Below are 18,344 nucleotides of genomic sequence, written 5' to 3'. Positions count from 1 at the left end.
CACTATCTGTCCAACGGTCTCTTTTGGAAACCACCTCGGCTTAATTTTGTACTTACAAACCAAAACAAGTTTATGAGAAACAACAGACGATGGAAATTCACCCTTAGCATGGGCATATGGTTACTGGGAACTTCTTTGTATTCAATGGCCCAATCCGCCCACTATGCCGTTAAAGTAGGCGATATGTCCGTCACCGCTTTACTGGACGGCACCATACCCATTGATGCAACAAAACTTTTTTCCGGTGCAGCACCGGAAAAGATAACGCAGCTGCTGGACAATTCATTCCTGAAAAACCCTGTAGAACTTAGCATTAATGCGTACCTGATACAAGATGGCGGGAAAAAGATTTTAATAGATGCCGGCTCGGGTGAACTTATGGGCAAGTACGGTGGTAAACTGACAGAAAGCCTGCAGCAAGCCGGCATTCAACCGGAGGAGATCACTGATATCCTCATCACCCATGTGCATGCCGATCATTCCGGCGGCCTGGTGGTGGCCGGAAAAAAAATATTCCCGAATGCCGTCATCCATGTACACCAGACAGAAGTGGATTTTTGGCTCAATGCTAAAAACAAGGCGGCAGCAGATCCCAAACATATGGGTGCTGACCCGCAAAGCTTTATCAATGCGGAAAATGTACTGACGCCTTACCTCCAAAACAACCAGGTAAAAACATTCAGCAAAGAAACGGAGGTACTGCCGCATATCGTGGCCCTTCCTTATCCCGGCCATACACCGGGGCACACCGTTTATGTGTTGAGCAATAAAAATGAAAAGCTATATTTCTGGGGCGATATGATCCATATGTCTGCGGTACAACTTCCGGCCCCTGCCCTGCCCGATCATTTTGACGTGGACGTGGCCGCACAGCAGAAAAACCGTAAAACGTTCTACAATAAGGCTGCGCAGGAAAAACACCTGATTGCTGCCGCCCACATCTCTTTCCCGGGTATCGGGCACCTTCAGAAAAACGGGGATAGTTTTCTCTGGATACCTGTTCCTTTTAGTCTCGAGGGAAGAACAAAATAACACGCAACCCGCCCGATGACATCATACGGCGGGTTTGCTTTTTTTAGGGCGTTTGTGGTATTTCAGGTCCCACAACGTCAGCTGGTTGAGTATTTTCAGGAGGTCAACGCCTTTTTCCGTTAAGGTGTATTCTACCCGCACCGGTGTTTCATTAAACGCTTCACGCAACACAATGCCATCTTCCACCAACTCTTTCAGCTGCTCTGTCAGTACTTTCTTCGATATGATTTCAATCCGCGCGAATATCTCTCCGAAGCGGAGTTTCTTTAAACCGATCGTATAGATCACGATCGGTTTCCACTTTGTACCGATGGTAGCCATGGTGCGGGTCATCGGGCAATTGTGGCAGATAAATATCTCATTCTTCATGAGGTTAAAGGTACGGGAAGTAACGATGGTAGCGTATAGAGCGATATTATACCGTTATCTATTTAATCTATCGAAAGCATCCATAAATCTGAAAGCGCTGGTGACCGTCTCGCCTTCGCAACGCCAGTTTTCGCATCTGAAGGAAATATTGCATTTTTTCTCCGTTATAAAACTGAAATCCCGGATGCCACCTGTCAGTACTCCGATGACAGAATCTTTAGCAAACACAGGCGAGCCGGAATCTCCCGTATAGACGTCCAGGTTACACAGGAAACCACCGTATGACAACAGCGAACGCACCGCCGCTCTGGAAGCCACCTTCACGGGAAGCCCCAATCCGTAGCCAATAGAATAAACAGAATCTTCCTCTGCGGGAATTCTCCTGGAAACACGCATTATCTTTTCCTTCGACAACGGCTTGTCCACTTCCACAATCGAAAAATCCAATATTGAATCCCTGCTCATCACGCGCCTGATCTTTAATACATCTTCTCCCTTTATCAATACATTCGCTTTCAGGGAATCCTGCATAGAAAAGCCAAATACGATACAATAACGTCTATAATTGCTGTTGTCCACGCAATGGCCGGCTGTTATCATCACTCTTTCCCCAATGGCAAAACCGGTACAATGGCTGTCTACCACCGGTTGAAAGGCAAAGTGTTCATTATCGCAGACCGTATGCCATGATTGCAGGCTTCCGCTCTCCCGCAGCGTATAATTGCCATGCGGCGCTTTTGTCAACATGCTGGTGTCAATGATAAGGCCTACCCTGCCTGCCAGTTGTTTTATATCAGCAGACATCCGATAAGGGTCCACCCGGTCATCCTCTCCATATGTTCCATAGACCTTCAGCTTTTCCCGTTGTATCTGGTCTATAGAGATGATCAGCTGCCGCTCTGTTAACCTGCGCAGCCCTTTCCTCTTCAGCAGAAACGGCGGTAAGGTATCCAGGCCGGGAATTTCCTGTCCCCGGTTGTTTCTCCTGAGCAACAGTTCCGTATACAGCTCTTCATAGGAATACTGCTGCCGTATAAACGCAGGGGAGGTCAGCTCCAGCATGGGGCTCATATCCAAATCGCCCGGACGCATCAACGCAGTATCGTTCCCGGGCACTAAGGCGACAGAATCTACAGCAGGAGGAGTTGGAGTGGCTTCGTGATTATTACAGGAAACAAATAGCCATACAGTAAAAAATACAACGATAGTTCGTTTCATGGTATTGGGGGGTTAATTAAAAATACACTATTTTAGTTACAAAATAACTGTCGACCTATTTCTGATATTCCTACAACATAAATCACATTTATAGACACCCAAAACCACCCCGATGAAAGGTATTTTTCCCCTATGCCTTTGGATGGCTGCTATGTTCATGCCCCGTCATGTGTCCGCACAATGGCCACCGAAGAGCACATCCCGGCTAATTAACATCGAAATCAACAGCAAGGGGGCACTTATCAGTCCACTTCCTGCTACGCTTAATCCAACGGATAAAATTCAGTTTACTGTTCTCGGTTCAGACGCGGGGGATGTGGGACATATAAATGCATACCAACAAGCTTTGGTCGAATTTAAGAAATTGCTAAATAGTACAGCTGAGTACCTTCCGGCGTACAAGGCCTGGTTCAGTGATCCCACACAAACAGACGACGTGCAGATACAGGAAATTGATAAAACGATCGCGTACTTGAATACACCGGACGAAGCACACCTGATAGCGCTGGCATCCAACCAACTGCTGCCGGTGCCCCGCAGCGATTTCGCATTCCCCGCAAGCCGGATCACTATCAATTATCCGGGTAAAGACCCAATCCTCCTTCGACTATACCCGACAGACACCGGCGTTATTTCTGCTCCCTTTGCGATAGATACGCTGGGGTACTTTAAGGCTGGCCAAACATTTACTTTTGAGATAACACTAGTTGACAAATATAAAGAACTGGTCCTCGATCATTTCAACAAAACGCATGGCTATTTCCAGCGGGACGGAGAAAAAAACTGGCACCAGCTAATGAAAACGCTTCTCCTCCATACGCTCTTAATGGACAGCGTAACAGCTATCATGCAGGATCATGCCGATGGAAAAATTAATGATGCCGCCTATAAAGACAGCATACAGAAACGGTGTACCCGAATTAATCAGGTCGACAAACTGTTAACTCAACTGAAGGATTCAGACAACAACCGTTGGTTAGCCAGCTGGCTATGGTATACCGGCGGCAGGCCGAGGTTTAATCCGTTTGACTTTTCTGATGGCCAACCGCTTAAGTCTTATGCCGCTATAAATCTTAAAGCTGACACCTCTCAATACTTTGACAGTTTTATCACTGCGGTCAACAACGCGATAGAACAGCAACGCCTGCATCCCGGGCCAGGTAGTCCGGACACCATTTTGATGCTGATTGAAAAGAAAAAACAGGGAGAGGTAAAATTAGTCGATAAGAGCGCCAGCCTTTCATTTATTGAAAAACAAAATAATAAGGCAGATGCGTTCAGCCAATCCGAAAAAGTCCTCTATAAAGGCGTCTTGTTAATCAGCACAAAAGATCAACTAAGATATACAAGGTATCATGACAGGCAGAAAGGGTATATACTCTCTCAAAAATCGCCCAGGGACTATCCAGAGGACTATGCCATGCATATTGGTTTGGTAAATATTCCGGGAAACAAAATAGTCACGCTGGAGCAACGCTTATCCGACTTCACGGAGAAGGCAGAGTTTTCAACGCAGCTACAGGAGAGCCTTGGCGCCCTATCCACGGGAAAATCCACGGTAACTGATGCTGCTAAGGTCATTACCGCATTCCTTGCCACCGCTGAAAATACTGCCGCGTTGCACGCAGTCATTAAAAAAGCGGCAGCAATGGGAGGTGCCGCGCCTTGTATTTATGCAGCCCAGCACACCTGGGAGTTGTATCATTTTGTCAAGACTAAATACAACGGAGACTTACCCGTACCAGAAAAGCTCACTCCCCAAACAGACAGCAGCCAATACCAATACACCACCATCCTTGCCGGCCAGGATGACAAAGCCGCTCCTTTCACCAACGAATACAGCATTATAGAACGTCTCGCATCAGACACCAGCAAAAAGCAGATCGCCAAAGGGTTCCACTACAACGTAGGCAAGCTCCGTTCCTTCGCCATCGGCGCCGGACTGGCCTTCGGCTTCTCACAGGTAAGACAGGTCAACGTGGATTCCGTGGGCGCCCTCTCTACCACTACCGATGCGGCCAGGGCTAAGTTTATTGTGGGACTGAAATACTACCCTTTCAAAACTTTCCTGAGAGACAATGGTATCTGCCCCAGGTGGCCGGAGCGCCGCTTTTCCCTGTTCGGTGGCTTTGAAGTACTGGACCCGCTCAACAATCTCTATCTTGGCATTGGCTATGATATTGTTCCGGGCCTGAACGTCAACGCGGGCGCCAACTTCTACCGCCAAAACTACTACCGCATACAAAACGACAGAATCCTAGACAAGGCCACCCGGATGCCAGCTGTCGGCTATCTGGCCGTCACACTGGACCCGGAAGTTGTAGTGGACCTCATCAAATTAATGGCAAAGTAAAACAGCAACCCGACATGAAAACAATTCTCTCCATACTTATTGTCATTGCTTTTGTTTATCTGCTGTCCAACTGCGGAAAGAAGGAATTTGACGATATCAGCGGCAACAAAAAATTATCCGGCCGCGTATACCTCATTGATACGCTTGGAACGGTGCAGGAACCACAGCTGCTCAAAAGTAAAAAGGTTTATATCCGTTACGATGGCACCGCTGCCAGTGACTACCTGTATTCGGTCGTCAGCGGTGCAGATGGTTATTTCACCTTCACCAACCTGTCTGCCCGGTCCTATACGGTATTTACAGAAGAAGTGCGCGCAGGCATTAAATATACAGACGCCCAACCCGTTGATCCCGGGCAAAAGGACTCCATCATATTGCGGCTAAAACCTGACACCTTGCAGCAACGGTTGTTAAACCTGATCGTGACGGACAAAAACAAAGAACGGGTCTCCGGCTCCATTGTCTACATATACGGCAGTCAGCTGGTGGCCGACAATGATACCGCCATTACAGGCGCCGGTGCTATCGTTGCAGACACCACCGGCATTTATGGCAACAAATTACGTATAGGCCTCGGCGATGGCAAATACTACTTTAAAGCGAAGCGGGTATTGACAGACACCATACTGCGGTCTCCTACCCTGGTGAGCATGACCATCGCCGGCAACGGTCTCCGGGACATCAGCATCCTGGTCCAATAAACCGTTGCTGCTGAACGGAGCAGGAAGCAGCTAGTTTGTCCTGTTCCGTTCATCTTCATTGCCAAAATCCCGCTGTTTAAACTGAATATTGCTTTTGCCAAATTTATAACTCAGCGAAACCCTGAACCCTCTGGTATCACCATAACTGCGAACGGTATTTTTAATGCCGTTGGAATAATAGGTGATGAGCGGCCGTTGGGCGTTCAACAGGTCCTCACCGGTAACGGTCAGTGATAACTTCTTGTTGGCCATCAGGAACTTCACTGATACATCCAGGATATTCATCGTGGAAATATGGAAGATCTGGTAACGGCCCGGCAGCTGCAACGCATAATTAACACTGAAGAAGAGCGTCTTCGGCTTGTTCAGGGTAAAGTCATTGTTCGTATAACAGTAACCGTTATATCCGTCTGTTGAGGCGATAAATGCCGAGCTGGATTTAACATGCTGATAGTTCACGTTAAAACCGGTGAAGCTGCTCCACCACGGCCACGGGCTCACGTTATAATAAGTGGAAAATCCCAGCTGATACGTATTGCCATAATTCACGGGCGTCTGCCGGGTGATATTGGTCACGCTGTCCACAATAGAAAGCTCCTGCCCGAAATCAGTCACCTTTGAATAGTAGACGGCACTTACCCACTGCTGGTTTCTTACATAAGACAGTTCCAGGTTATCGATATACGAAGGCTTTAAGAACGGATTCCCTTCGGAGTAGAAATAAGGACTGGTACGGACAACAAACGGGTTCAGGTAGTCAAAGTCCGGCCGGCGGATTCTGCGGCTGTAGTTGAGCGAGAAAGAATTTTTCTCATCAGGCACATAGGTTACATATGCGGTGGGAAACAACTGCATATACCTGTTGGTGTTAGTCTGGTCCAGGTTTTTGGAATAACCTTTGGTTTGCGTGGCTTCTGCCCGTAAACCCAGCTGTGTTTCCCATTTCATGCCCAGCTTCCTGTTGGCAGAAAAATATAACGCCTCATTATACTCCTGGTAGTTAAAAACATTGGACTGATTGGTATTGAACACCGGGCTTCCGGTGTGATGGTCATATACCACCAGGTCGTTGTTGGTATTGGTATAGGAGACTTTGCCACCGAAGCTGACGTTCGCCCAGGCGTAAGGCAGGGACACATCCAGCTTGCCGGAATAGTTATTGATTTTATTGGCATTGGTGTTGGTGGAAGAGAAAAATGTGCCAGGCACAATGCTTTTGTCGGCGGCCAGTTCATTGCCGCTAAAGAAGCGGCTGTCTTTTTTACGGTAGCTGAAAAAGTCAACGTCCACGGTAATACGTTTTCCTTGTGAATCCAGTGCGAAAGCGTGGTACCAGTTCAGGGCGTTCATATTTGGCTGGTTATTGGCGGCTGCGTCTGAGGCGATGTAGCCATTCACTGCTTTTTCCGTATTTCCGAAGCGGGTGGTCAGCGGGCTGTTCTCCGATATTTTATCTGTAAAGCTGCCGAGGTATTTAATACCCGTGGTCCATTTGGCCGTTAATTTATAGTCGATGCCCAACCCGGCGCTGAGCATGTTTGTTTTGGACCGGTTACTGATATCCTGCAGCCATTGTTCGTGCGGGTAAAATATCTGTCCTTCGGAGGTGGTCAGCAGTTGCTGTGTGCTTTTGCCGAGAGAAGCCTGCAAGGCGATTTTCCCATGATTATAGTTAAACAGTCCCTGGAGGCTTCCACCACCGTAGGTTTTCTGCGTATAGGCGGCACCGATACTGGCGTCCCATGAATTAGCCCTGGCTTTTTTCAGTTTGATGTTGATCAACCCGCTGTTGCCTTCGGCATCATATTTTGCCGGCGGGGCAGTGATCACTTCTATGCTTTTGATATTATCTGCCGAGATGGATTTCAGGAAAACGGCCAGGTCTTCGGCAGACATGCGCTGCAGATGGTCTTCCACCATCACCAGCACTTCCCCTTTTCCCACTATAGACACATTGTCCTGCTGCACCCTTACACCCGGTGTGGCTTTCAGCGCGTCCAGGGCGGTGCCGCCGGTAGGCATGACCGCCTTCTCCACGTTGAAGACCAGCCGGTCCACCTTTTGCTCCACCAGTTTCTTCGCAGAAGTGATGGTAACGCCCTGTAACTCCGTTCCCTCGTGTATTTCAATCGTTCCCAGGTCCATATCCCTGTCCAGCACCATCTCCCTTTCGAGGCCCGTATTCCCGAACTGCCTGATGACCAACCGGTAGGCGCCCTTCGGCGCTTTGAGGGAGAAACGGCCCAAACTGTCTGCCATGGCCTGTGCCGCCGGCACCGAATCCCGCTTTAACAACCCCGCATAGACGAAACCTACGGCTTCCCTACGTTGGTTGACAACCTTGCCGCTGACAGAAAACTGCTGGCATAATGCCTGGGCACCATATAAAACCGCTACCAGTAAAAAGAGAATTTGCTTCATGTGCTGTGATTAAATGTGGCACAAAACTGCATGGTTTAGCTGCTTTCAGCCACTTTTATCGACAAACCCCTGCCGTTTTCCGACGAACCCGGTTTTATATCTTTTTGGAAATGAATAGCTTTGTAAAAAACAGGCTAATGCTATATCGTGGCACATTATCGGGGAAAAGGGAATTATTGGTCCATGTTGTATTCTGGATACTGGCCGCCTATTTCACGTTCGTTAAAAACCCTATCTACGCTAAAATACTCGTGCCCGATCTGTTTTACACCACCTACGTGATCGTATTTGTGCTTACTTTCTACTTCCACTACTTTATTGTGATGAAGCAGGTGTTCAAATCATTCCGGTGGACAAAGCTGCTGGCAGGCCTGTTTATCTCCTACCTGTTCTTTACCGGCGCGAGATGGTTAACAGAGCAGGTGATCACCAGGGTACTGTTTAACCAGACAAACTACACCGATCCCACGTTTCTCAATTATATGCTGGACAACCTGCACTACAGCAGCATGCCCATTATCTTCAGTTCCTTTCTCTGGCTGGGCATCTATTTCATCCGGTTGCTCGAGTATAACAATACCATCCTGGAAGAAAATAAAAACACGGAGATCAAGTTCCTGAAGGCCCAGATCAACCCTCATTTTATCTTCAATACGCTGAATAATATCTACTCCATGGTTTATTTTCAATCGGACAAGTCACTGACGGCGATTGAAAAGCTCAGCCAGGTAATGCGGTTCACCACTTATGAATCGCAAAAAGAAAAAATCCGGCTGGCAGATGAGATCAACTACATCCAGGCATATATCGAACTGGAACAGCTGCGGCACCAGGAAACCGGTTTTATACATTTTACCTGCCAGGTGGAGAATGAGCATATTGAAATCCCTCCCTATATCCTGTCACCGCTGGTGGAAAATGCGCTGAAACACGGGGCCACGTCTGGCGAAACGCCCATTGAGATAACCCTCACCGCCAATTATCAACAGCTCATTTTTAAGACGTTTAACGAGATCGGCATCCAACAAAAAGACAAGCTGGGCGGCATAGGACTTGATAATCTGAAAAAACGGTTGCAAATTCATTATCCCGGCGCGCATCAGTTACACCTGACCCGCGACAACAACCGGTTCACCGCCGAACTGCTAATTCAACTGCCATGAAGAAAAAGATAAACTGCATCATATTAGACGACGAGCCGTTTGCCGTAAAACTGATTGCGGACTACGCCTCCAAAGTACCGCAGCTGAATGTGCTGTACGCCGACAGTGACGTGTACAAGGCCATTGAAGTGCTGAACAGGGAAACGGTGGACCTGATTTTCCTGGACATCCAGATGCCACAACTGACGGGCATCGAACTCATGCAGCTGTTCAATCAAAAACATAATTTCATCATCATCTCCGCCTATGCTGAATATGCACTGGACGCGTTTCAGTTTCATGTAGTGGACTTTCTGCTGAAGCCGGTCACCTTTAACCGGTTTTACCAGAGCGTGGAGAAGTACTTCCGCTGGCAGGAAACCTTCCAGCCTGCAGAGGACACTGATAATTCCCTGTTTGTAAAAGCTGACCGCAAACATTATAAAATCGCCACAGACGATATTCTGTACATCGAAGGCCTCAAAGATTATATCCGGATACATACCACGGAGGAAAAGATCATGGTATTGGAAACGATGAAAGACATCCTTGAAAAACTGCCGCCGAAGCTGTTTGTCCGTATCCACCGTTCCTATATCATCCCGCTGAACAAAATCAGGGTCATTGAAGGAAATCAGATCCAGATGGTTGACGGCACTTTTCTGCCTATCGGGGAAACCTACCGCAAACTGGTGGGAGAATGGACCACCAGATAAGATAATGCCTTCTCCCGATTTTGATGAAGGTCAATGCTTTTGAGCATTATTTATCAGAAATTTGGCACCGTAATTCATTCACCATGATGACAGTACTTGCGGACCTGATACAGGCAAAAGCAAAGCTGGACGAAGTTCAGCTGGAAGCGGCGATGGCCTGCTTTAAGCCGGTCACTGCCAAAAAGAACGACCTGTTACTCAGCGAAAACCAGGTCGCCGATAAGTTGTATTTTATTAGTAAAGGGTGTCTCCGCCTGTATTACCACAACGAAAACCACGGCCTCTCTACCCGGTTTATGGCCTTTGAGCATACCTTTCTTACCTCTATCGTCAGCTTTATTTCGGGGAAACCGGCCCCGGAGTATATCCAGGCAGTGGAGACATCGGAACTGCTGGCCATCTCCCACCATGACTTCTTCCGGCTTCGGGAAACTATTCCGGCATGGGACAAGGTGTATATCTATATTCTCGAGTATGGGTTGACGGTAGTCACCTCCAAACTCAGCAGCCTTCTGACACAGAATGCCACAGAGCGGTACCGCAGCCTGTTACAGAACAACCCGGAACTGGTGCAGCGGCTGTCCAATGCCAACCTGGCCGCCTATCTGAACATATCCCCTGAAACCCTCAGCAGGCTGAAGTCACATTAGTCATCAACCTATTATTTCAAAAAATATTTATGAGAAGCGATGAAGTAAAAAAAGGTCATCAGCGAACGCCTCACCGTTCCCTGTTGCGGGCCACAGGCCTCAAAGACGAGGATTTTTCCAAACCATTTATCGGAGTGGCCAATTCTTTCATAGAAATCATTCCCGGCCATTTCTTCCTGGACAAGGTGGCAGACATCATCAAGGATGAGATCAGGGCAAACGGCTGCGTTCCATTCGAGTTCAACACCATCGGCATCGACGACGGCATCGCTATGGGACATGACGGGATGCTCTATTCCCTTCCCAGCAGGGAGCTGATCGCCAGTTCAGTGGAGAGCGTGATGAATGCGCATAAGCTTGATGCCATGATTGCCATCCCCAACTGCGACAAAATAGTTCCGGGCATGATCATGGGCGCGCTGCGGGTGGACGTGCCTACCGTTTTCGTCAGCGGCGGCCCTATGGCCAAAGGCTATACGAAATCGGGCACTCCGATCGACCTGGCCACTGCATTTGAAGCAGTCGGACAACACGAGGCCGGCAAAATAACAGCCGAACAGCTGTTGGACATTGAATGCAATGCCTGTCCAGGCGCCGGCAGCTGTTCCGGCATGTTCACCGCCAATTCCATGAACACCCTGATGGAAGCGATGGGCATCGCACTGCCGGGCAACGGCACTATACCGGCGCAGACAAAAGAGCGCGAAGCCCTTTACAGGGCGGCTGCCCGGCGGATTTGCGAGATCGCGAAAGATTCCGCGGCACGCGAACAGTTCAAACTAAAAAATATCCTGAACGCAAAAGCCGTCAGAAACGCTTTTGCCGTAGACATGGCAATGGGCGGAAGTACCAATACCGTGTTGCATATGCTCGCCATCGCCAATGAAGCCGGGGTGGATTTCAGGCTGAAAGACATCAATACAATTTCCAAAAACGTTTCGCATATCGCCAAAATATCTCCCAGCCTGACGACCGTCCACATGGAAGATATCAACAGGGCCGGTGGCGTAAATGCGGTAATGAAAGAAATCAGCAAACGCGGTACTGAAGTGCTGGCAGACAATCTGACCATTACCGGGGAAACACTGCTGGAAAGAATTGCCAACGCGGAGATCGCAGATGAAAACATCATTCACCCTATTCACAACCCTTACAGCGCTGTGGGCGGCCTGGCCATCCTTTATGGCAACCTGGCCACCGAGGGGGCAGTCGTTAAAACAGCCGGCATTACCGGCTCCCGTGTTTTCACCGGCAAGGCCGTATGTTTCGACGGACAGGCAGATGCGGTAGCCGGCATTATGATGGGAAAAGTTCAGGCAGGCGACGTGGTAGTGATCCGGTATGAAGGCCCCAAAGGCGGTCCGGGCATGCAGGAGATGCTGACGCCGACGAGCCTGCTCATGGGCATGGGCCTGGGAAGCACCGTAGCGCTGGTAACAGACGGACGGTTTAGTGGCGCTACGCGCGGTGCGGCCATCGGACACGTATCGCCGGAAGCTGCGGAAGGCGGTATGATAGGGCTGCTGCAGGACGGCGATGAAATACATATCGACGTGGACAATTACATACTGTCCGTCAACCTGTCTGATGAGGAGATCACCAACAGAAAAGCGGCGTTTGTGCCGGTCAGGAAACCCCTGTCATCCAGGTGGCTGGGCCAATACCGGGCGTTAGTGACAAATGCGGCCAATGGCGCTGTTCTGCGGACGGATTTATAATGCTGAAGTTGTAACACCATACTTCTGCCTGAACGCGAAATAAAAGTGGGACAGGTTTTCAAAGCCCAGGTCCAGGTAGAAGTCCGCCGGCTTTTGTTGTTTATGCCTGATGAGGTAATGTGCTTCCTCCAGCCGCCTTTCTTTCAGCCATATTTTAGGGGTGGTGCCGAATGTTTTCGCGAAATCACGTTTAAAGCCGGAGAGGCTTCGCCCGGTCAGTCTGGCCAGGGTGGCCACCGGAACGTTGAACATATAGTTCTGTTGCATAAACTCCTGCAGGTCTATTTTGTGCGGCTCCGAAAAATCAAACAGCAGGTTTTTGAAGTCCGGATTGCTTTGCAGCAACAGTTCTATGGCCTCCCTGATTTTCAGGTCTGCCAGTTTGGGAGTAGCTTGTTTAGTGCGGTTAACATAAGGGGACAGCGACAGAAAATAACTCTTGAAAAACTCGTCCGGTTTGAAGAACAGTTTTTGACTGTTTCTGTATCCCTTACTGACGCTGATTTTGTTTTCCGCCGCGTAGCGCCGCAATGCCTCTGTATCGAGTGTGATAGCCAGGAACTGATAGTTTCCTTCTTTGGAAGGATATTTAATGGTGCGGATGAGCTGATTTTTAGGGACAAACACCACGGTATTTTCCCGGATGATGGCCTGACCATCAGCATGGAACGCATGTGTCTCCCCTGCGAGTTGAAACCCCAAAAAATGTTCGGGTATAAACTCTTCATGTCCTCTGTACTTTTCGAAAGCGCAGGAATAGACAAACCTGTCAAATATGATTTCAGATGTTGCTTCCATAATACGAATATCGCGGAAATCCTAAAGATTTCCGCATGCCCCGGCCATGGCAATTTCTTTGTCCTGTTCCGGTGTGCCACCGGATGAGGCGATGGCGCCAATGATATTTCCTGTTTTGTCTTTTATGGTGACGCCGCCTGCAATGGTCAGCAGGCCGTCGTTGGCATTGATCATGCCGTATCCGTTCATACCGGCGCCGGCAATGATGGCGCCCATAACATCGGTGTCCACGCCAAACATGACCGCCGTTTTAGCTTTTTTCACGGCGAAGTCTGCCACGCCATATACGCTGTTCCAACGCCCGAAAGCCACCAGGTGGCCGCCGGCGTCCACCACGGCAATGCTTACCGGCGTGTTCAATTCCCTTGCTTTTTCTATGGCGGCCGACAAAGCATTTACCGCACTGTCATATGTAATATTCATCTTTTGTTTTTTATGGTGGATGATAAAAGAAATGCACAGGCAAATGCCTGTGCATTGTCCTAACTTTTTACTGACCAGGCGTCACTTTGCAGTTGTTTCACAAAATCTTCTGTTTCTTTCGGATGCACGTTTCTAAAGTTAGGGGTTTCGTCCAGCGCCACATTTACAATGACGTCTGCCATGGATTCGGGGTTTAATTGATGTGCGAGGGAGTCAGCAACTCCATCAAATGCGCTTGCCGGCGTGAAATTAACGGCCGGATCATACCAGCGGCCAATAGAATCCGCTCCCCGGTCGTTAAAGCCTGTCCCGAAAACACCAGGATTACAGGTGGCAATTTTAATATTAAACGGGGCCAGTTCTGTTTTCAGTCCCTCTGCAATAGCCTCCAGCGCGTGTTTGGAAGCACAGTATGCCGCCACGTAAGGCACCGTCCACAGACCTCCCATAGAGGACGTGAATACTATCTTTCCTTTTTTCTGTTGGATGAATTTTTTAATGAACCCCTGTGCCAGTTCCAGGGCGCCGAAAAAATTCACATCGAACATGGAGCGTACCAGTTCCAGCGGCTGTTCCGCTATAGGACCGCCTTCCATAATGCCTGCGTTGCTGATTAAAATATCGATGTCATATTTTTTAAGCACATAGGCAATATCGCGGGAGTTGGTCACGTCCAGTTTGTTTACCGTGAGTTCTATGCCTTTTTCCGCCGCTTCGCGGATCAGGTCGCTCATTTGCGGATATACCTGCGTTGTGGCAATGACGTTATGTCCTTTTTCCGCCAGTTTAAACGCGGCAATTTTGCCAAATCCGCTGGCTGCACCTGTTATTAAAATGGTTTTGCTCATATACCGAGAGAATTAGTACACCACAAAGTTGAACAAACCAGTTACAAAATAGCTTGGTGAAACGTCCAAAGATATATTGCTGAGAAGACCAGACAGGGGTGTTTTCGAAAGAATTGACTTTTTTGCCTATTTTTAAGGTTATGAGGATGACACCAACACTTTAATACTTCTTCTTTTGTACTGTAGCGCGCCTGATCACAGGTGTGGTATAATTCTATTTGTTCATGCTCATCATTTTTTTATGGAAGAAGTATTCAATGCAACCCAGATAAAACAGTTTATTGAAAAAGGTTTTGTTCGTATAGACGATGCCTTTAGTACCGCCCTTGCTGCTGAGGTGCGGGATATTTTGTGGAACGACCTTGGCGTTGGTCCTGACCCGTCTGCCTGGAAGCAGCCCGTTATCCGGCTGGGCATGTATTCCCAGCCGCCTTTTGTACAATCAGCCAATACACCGGTATTGCATACCGCTTTTGACCAGCTGGTGGGAAAAGACAGGTGGCTGCCTTGCAGGAGCATGGGTACTTTCCCGGTTCGTTTTCCATCCGTAGAAGATCCTGGAGACACCGGCTGGCATGTAGATGCCAGCTTTGGCGATAATCCGGTGAATTATCTTGAGTGGCGGGTCAACTGGCATTCCAGGAACAGGGGGTTGCTCATGTTGTTCCTGTATTCCGATATCGGAGAGGACGATGCGCCGACAAGGCTTCGTGTGGGGTCACACCTGGACATTGCCCGGCTGTTGCAACCGGCCGGAGAACAAGGGATGACTGTTCTTGAAATAGCGGCACAGCTTCCGTCGTTGCCGCCAAGAGAAGAAATAATCGCTGTCGGTAACGCCGGTACAGTATACCTCTGCCATCCTTTTCTGGTACATGCGGCGCAGGCACACCGGGGAAAAACGCCACGGTTTCTGGCGCAGCCGCCGCTGCTGTTGAAAGACAGGCTGATGAAAACGGAACGGGCGTGCCCCTGCTCTCCTGTAGAAGAAGCTATCAGACTGGCATTGGGCAGCTAATACAGATGCGCATTTTTTTCTTTAACACACAAAAGCCATGTAACTAAAGCCACTCAATCAAAAAGCCGTTCAAACTTTTGGATTCACTTCAGGTTGCATGGCTTTTTGTATAACAATATACCTGAAAATAAGCGTCGTTTTAACACTAGCACACTACGGCCAGTCCCGTACATCGCCCATCCACAGCCATTTTGAATACTAATTGAGCAATTGCTGGTATTATTTTACCGGTAGCAGGAATTTGCTGCCGGCGATAGTATTTATTTTATAATTTTCTGTCAACGTCCCTGAAAAAAACAATCGATTGATGTATCAACCAATACGTTCCGCGTTCAGAAACTATATCTGGTTCACCGGATTGATGTTTACCACTACCACAGCCACGGCGCAAGCGCAGACGGGCATCCTGCCTGCTGCCGAAAGGACTGCCGACATCACCGCCCGTTGGGATGACAGGGCGCAATGCAGCGGTCAGGCCGGCAAGCCAGACGGGCCTGTATTGTGGTACCGCCGTCCCGCACGCGTATGGGAAGAGGCGCTGCCGGTAGGCAACGGCCGCATGGGCGCCATGATATTCGGCGGCGTAGCGGACGAACGGATACAGCTAAACGAAAGTACATTATGGGACGGCTACCCGAGAGACGCTGACAATCCCGCGGCCTTAAAAGCACTGCCGGAAGTAAGACAGCTGCTGTTTGAAAACAAAAACAACGAAGCCGTCAAACTCGCCAGCAAAACCATGCTGGGCGTGCCCGAAAGGATAAAACCATACCAGTCGCTCGGTGAGCTGTGGCTCGATCAACCGACTACCAGCGCAGAGAATTACAGTCGCAGCCTCGATGTTTCCACCGCCGTGGCCACCGTAAAATACACTGCTGACGGCGTAACCTATACCCGGGAAAGTTTCGCCTCTTTCGTTGACAACGCCGTCGTGGTAAGATTTACCGCCAGCGCGCGTGACAAAATAAACTTCCGCTTTACGCTTAAACGACAGCAGGACGCACAATGCCTTCCCGATCCGAAAGATGCTGCGGCGCTCCTGCTGGAAGGCCGGCTGCCTATTAAAGACACCACCGGAAAACCCCGTGGGATAAGGTTTGCAGCCCGCGCCAAAGTCATGAACAATGGCGGCCGTGTTTACATCAGGAACGGCATCCTGTATGTGGAGAATGCCAACGACGTCACTTTATATATAACCGGCGCCACCAACTACCCCGGTTTAAAAAACCTGGCCAAGGGCGTTACTACCGTCAGCACCGATCCGGTACAACAAAGCAGGACTTATGCTGCCGCAGCTGCTGCCAAAACATATACCGCTTTAAAATCAGCGCACATCGCGGCTTATAAAAAATATGCCGACAGAATGACGCTGGATTTTCATACAGGCGACACCGTAGCCGCCGCGCTGCCTACCGACGAACGGCTGGAATATGCACGCCGCACGGGCAGTCCCGATGCCGGCCTCGTGGCCTTGTATTTTCAGTTTGGCCGCTACCTTCTTATCTCCAGTTCCCAACCGGGGCATATGCCTGCCAACCTGCAGGGACTCTGGGCGTGGCAGATGACGCCACCATGGAATGCAGACTACCATACCAATATCAACGTACAGATGAACTACTGGCCGGCTGAAATCACCAACCTGAGTGAACTGCACCAGCCGCTGTTTGATCTGGAAGAAGCGCTCGTCAAACCCGGCGCACGCACCGCACGGCAAACCTACGGCGCCAAAGGCTGGGTGGTACATCACCTGACCGACGCCTGGGGATTCACCGCACCCGCCGACGGCCCCCAGGGCATATGGCCTATGGGCGCGGCATGGCTGGCACAACATCTCTGGGAACATTACTGCTATACCGGCGATAAAACATTCCTGTCACAACGGGGTTACCCGCTCATGAAAGGCGCTGCGGAATTTATGCTCGACTTCCTCGTGGAAGCACCGGCAGGCACCGTATGCCCGGGCAAACTGGTCACCAACCCCTCCTACTCTCCCGAGAATGCGTTCCTGCTGCCTGATGGCACCAGCTCTGTATTTACCTATGGCGCCACCATGGACATAGAAATCATTCACGACCTGCTGAGCAACTGCATCGCTGCGTCCTCCACATTGGGCATAGATGCTGCTTTCCGGGAACAATGCGCTGCCACGTTAAAGCGGCTGGCACCGGTGCGTATCAGTCCCGCTACCGGCCGTATTATGGAATGGGCAGAAGATTACCCCGAAAAAGAGCCGCATCACCGGCATACCTCCCATCTTTTTGGCTTATATCCCGGCAACCAAATTACCATGGAGGGCACGCCTGAACTGGCCGCAGCAGCACGCAAAACACTGGAAGGCCGCGGCGATGACGGCACCGGCTGGAGCCTCGCCTGGAAAATCAATATGTGGAACCGCCTCCATGACGGCAACCACGCCTTCCGGCTGCTGTCCGGGCTGCTCACCAAAAAAACACTGCCCAACCTGTTCGATAATCATCCGCCTTTTCAGATCGATGGCAACTTCGGCGCCACCGCCGCTATCGCAGAAATGCTGCTGCAAAGCCAGCACAGGAAAAGCGACGGCACCTTCGAGATCGCGCTGCTACCCTCCCTGCCTGATGCGCTGGCATCCGGCCGTGTGACCGGCCTGTGCGCACGCGGCGGATTCGTGATCGACATGGAATGGCAAAACGGCAAACTGCTGCATGCTACCGTCACTTCCAGGCTCGGCGGAAACCTGCATATTAAAACAGATGATTCATCCGCCAGTTACATCACCCGGAAAAACGAAGTCATCAAACTCAACAGCCAATTATCTAAAGTCATGTAAAACCAAAACAATAATTTTTTCATCATTTATGCAAACCTTTGCATAAATCAAACCAACAAACAAAACCAACATCGCCAGTATTCCAAACACGTTAGGAAAAAACTTTTAAACCTACAGAATGTACAACA

At 49.5% G+C, this 18,344-nt stretch carries 15 protein-coding genes; 9 read left to right on the top strand and 6 right to left on the bottom strand.

Features of this window, described 5'->3' with window-relative positions; all coding sequences use genetic code 11:
- Positions 1-72: 72 nt before the first annotated feature.
- The gene (locus HGH92_RS25300) at positions 73-1,032 is read left to right on the top strand and encodes an MBL fold metallo-hydrolase (protein WP_168873598.1); all 960 of its coding nucleotides are present in this window, start codon (positions 73-75) and stop codon (positions 1,030-1,032) included.
- Positions 1,033-1,053: 21 nt separating this feature from the next.
- Here HGH92_RS25300 and HGH92_RS25295 read toward each other — a convergent pair whose 3' ends face one another.
- The gene (locus tag HGH92_RS25295) at positions 1,054-1,401 is read right to left on the bottom strand and encodes a winged helix-turn-helix transcriptional regulator (RefSeq protein WP_211092744.1); all 348 of its coding nucleotides are present in this window, start codon (positions 1,399-1,401) and stop codon (positions 1,054-1,056) included.
- Positions 1,402-1,455: 54 nt separating this feature from the next.
- On the bottom strand, positions 1,456-2,619 hold the full coding sequence (locus HGH92_RS25290) for a trypsin-like serine peptidase (protein WP_168873597.1): 1,164 nt from the start codon (positions 2,617-2,619) through the stop codon (positions 1,456-1,458).
- Positions 2,620-2,983: 364 nt separating this feature from the next.
- Between HGH92_RS25290 and HGH92_RS25285 the strand changes: the two genes are divergently transcribed.
- Positions 2,984-4,972 carry a hypothetical protein gene (locus tag HGH92_RS25285; protein ID WP_168873596.1) on the top strand — a complete coding sequence of 663 codons (1,989 nt, stop codon included), beginning with the start codon at positions 2,984-2,986 and terminating at the stop codon, positions 4,970-4,972.
- A gap of 14 nt (positions 4,973-4,986) precedes the next feature.
- Positions 4,987-5,673: a hypothetical protein gene (locus HGH92_RS25280; RefSeq protein WP_168873595.1), complete on the top strand. Its 687-nt coding sequence runs from the start codon at positions 4,987-4,989 to the stop codon at positions 5,671-5,673.
- A 30-nt stretch (positions 5,674-5,703) separates the two neighbouring features.
- Here the strand turns inward: HGH92_RS25280 and HGH92_RS25275 are convergent, their stop codons facing one another.
- Positions 5,704-8,094, bottom strand: coding sequence for an outer membrane beta-barrel family protein (locus HGH92_RS25275; protein WP_168873594.1), 2,391 nt, complete (start codon positions 8,092-8,094; stop codon positions 5,704-5,706).
- A 137-nt stretch (positions 8,095-8,231) separates the two neighbouring features.
- On the opposite strand from HGH92_RS25275, the gene HGH92_RS25270 reads away from it, so the two are divergent.
- The 4 genes from HGH92_RS25270 to ilvD all read left to right on the top strand — a co-directional run bounded on the left by HGH92_RS25270 (position 8,232) and on the right by ilvD (position 12,320).
- Complete coding sequence (locus HGH92_RS25270) at positions 8,232-9,257, top strand: sensor histidine kinase (protein ID WP_168873593.1); 1,026 nt, start codon at positions 8,232-8,234, stop codon at positions 9,255-9,257.
- Positions 9,254-9,952 carry a LytR/AlgR family response regulator transcription factor gene (locus HGH92_RS25265; protein ID WP_168873592.1) on the top strand — a complete coding sequence of 233 codons (699 nt, stop codon included), beginning with the start codon at positions 9,254-9,256 and terminating at the stop codon, positions 9,950-9,952. Before HGH92_RS25270 ends, HGH92_RS25265 begins: the two co-directional genes overlap by 4 nt.
- 83 nt (positions 9,953-10,035) lie before the next feature.
- Entirely contained in the window at positions 10,036-10,602 is a 567-nt protein-coding gene (locus HGH92_RS25260; protein WP_168873591.1) for a Crp/Fnr family transcriptional regulator, read from the top strand.
- Positions 10,603-10,631: 29 nt separating this feature from the next.
- Complete coding sequence (gene ilvD / locus HGH92_RS25255; RefSeq protein ID WP_168873590.1) at positions 10,632-12,320, top strand: dihydroxy-acid dehydratase; 1,689 nt, start codon at positions 10,632-10,634, stop codon at positions 12,318-12,320.
- On the opposite strand, the gene HGH92_RS25250 is transcribed toward ilvD, so the two are convergent.
- Genes HGH92_RS25250 through HGH92_RS25240 form a run of 3 tightly spaced genes read right to left on the bottom strand, consistent with a single transcriptional unit; the run spans position 12,315 to position 14,389 of the window.
- On the bottom strand, positions 12,315-13,118 hold the full coding sequence (locus HGH92_RS25250) for a helix-turn-helix domain-containing protein (RefSeq protein ID WP_168873589.1): 804 nt from the start codon (positions 13,116-13,118) through the stop codon (positions 12,315-12,317). The genes ilvD and HGH92_RS25250 overlap by 6 nt on opposite strands.
- Positions 13,119-13,139: 21 nt before the next feature.
- Entirely contained in the window at positions 13,140-13,541 is a 402-nt protein-coding gene (locus HGH92_RS25245; RefSeq protein WP_168873588.1) for a GlcG/HbpS family heme-binding protein, read from the bottom strand.
- 59 nt (positions 13,542-13,600) lie between these two features.
- Positions 13,601-14,389: an SDR family oxidoreductase gene (locus HGH92_RS25240; protein ID WP_168873587.1), complete on the bottom strand. Its 789-nt coding sequence runs from the start codon at positions 14,387-14,389 to the stop codon at positions 13,601-13,603.
- 241 nt (positions 14,390-14,630) lie between these two features.
- Here HGH92_RS25240 and HGH92_RS25235 point away from each other — a divergent pair, with 241 nt between their 5' ends.
- On the top strand, positions 14,631-15,407 hold the full coding sequence (locus tag HGH92_RS25235) for a phytanoyl-CoA dioxygenase family protein (RefSeq protein ID WP_168873586.1): 777 nt from the start codon (positions 14,631-14,633) through the stop codon (positions 15,405-15,407).
- 307 nt (positions 15,408-15,714) lie between these two features.
- Complete coding sequence (locus HGH92_RS25230; RefSeq protein ID WP_168873585.1) at positions 15,715-18,216, top strand: glycosyl hydrolase family 95 catalytic domain-containing protein; 2,502 nt, start codon at positions 15,715-15,717, stop codon at positions 18,214-18,216.
- Positions 18,217-18,344 lie beyond the last annotated feature (128 nt).

It is taken from the genome of Chitinophaga varians (genome assembly GCF_012641275.1).
Lineage (GTDB): Bacteria > Bacteroidota > Bacteroidia > Chitinophagales > Chitinophagaceae > Chitinophaga > Chitinophaga varians_A.
Note: the sequence above shows the minus strand (reverse complement) of the source record. Positions and strands in the feature narration are given on the sequence as shown.